The organism is Rhizobacter sp. P3_B12 (assembly GCF_056402895.1).
This window is the reverse complement of record NZ_JBFUGN010001376.1, coordinates 1-1,252: the sequence shown is the minus strand read 5'-3', so window position 1 is coordinate 1,252 and position 1,252 is coordinate 1. Positions and strand designations below refer to the sequence as shown.

Sequence of the window (1,252 nt, the reverse complement as noted above, 5' to 3'; positions counted from 1 at the left end):
CTGCCGCGGACCCAGACCTCGCCCACCCGGTCCTCGGGACACGGCCGCAGGGTGTTCGTGTCCACGATGACCACGTCGAGTCCGGCCAGCACCTGCCCGCAACTCACCAGCAGTTGCGCCGGCTCTGCGGCCTGCGGGGCGGCGACCCGGCCCTGCCCGAGTGCACCCGTTGCCACATTGACGAAGCGTGCCGACCCACCTTCAGGCCCGCCCGACACCATCAAGGTCGCCTCGGCGAGCCCATAGCACGGGAAGAACGAACGGCTGCGAAAACCGCACACCTCGAAACGCGACGCGAATCGCTGCAGCGTGTCGGCGCACACGGTTTCGGCGCCGCAGAAGGCCACCTCGAGACTGCTCAGATCGAGGTCGGTCAGTTGCTCCTGAAGCACCTTCTCGAGGCACAGCTCGTACGCGAAGTTCGGCGCTCCGGTGACTGTGGCCCGGTGCTGCGTCAGTGCTTGCAGCCACAGCAGCGGATCGGCCACGAATGCGCCGGCCGGCATGAGTGTCATCGGGCAGCCATTGAAGAGCGGGCCGATCACGCCTGTCATCAGGCCCATGTCGTGGTGCAGGGGCAACCAGCTGACACCCACCGTGCGCTCGCTCAACCCCATCGCCCGGCTGATCATCGCTGCGTTCTGCAGGAAGTTGCCGTGGGTGACGCACACGCCCTTGGGCGTCGAGGTGGATCCGGAGGTGTACTGGAGAACGGCCAGCGAGTCACTGAAGGCCGGCGCATCGATGCAGCCGCCGGATGTGCGGGCTTCGAGCTCGTCCGGCGTTGTCAACTGCAGCGCGGCAAAGGCTTCGTTCGTTGCCTGCAGTTGCACGAATCGCTTCAGCATGGTGCCGGGCACGATGGCCATCCTGGCAGCGGCGTTGCGCACAATCGATTCGGAGCGCGCGAGCGCGCGCGACAAGTGAGGCGGACTCAAAGGGACCGCGACGGCACCGGCCAGGAGTATCCCGAAGAACGAGATGACGAAATCCACGCTCGTGCCGACGTACAGCAGGATGCGTTCGCCGCGCAGGCCGGCCGCCTGCAGCGAAGCCGCAACCCGCTGCGCACGCTCGTGGAGTTCGCCGTAGGTGATCGGCGGATCGCCGGCGGCACCGCGAGCGAGGAATCGATAGGCCACCCGATCACCGCACTCGAGCGCTCGCGCTGCAAGCAGCTGGGTCAGGGATTCTGCGAATGCACTGCGCACTGGCATCTTGGACTCCATGAATCGATGTCGGTCTCAAGTTC

General features: G+C 66.4%; 1 protein-coding gene. It reads right to left on the bottom strand.

Annotated features, from left to right (window positions below):
* A partial coding sequence (locus tag AC1D01_RS35380; protein ID WP_477874294.1) for an AMP-binding protein occupies positions 1-1,229 on the bottom strand: 1,229 nt, incomplete at its 3' end.
* Between the last annotated feature and the right edge of the window lie 23 nt (positions 1,230-1,252).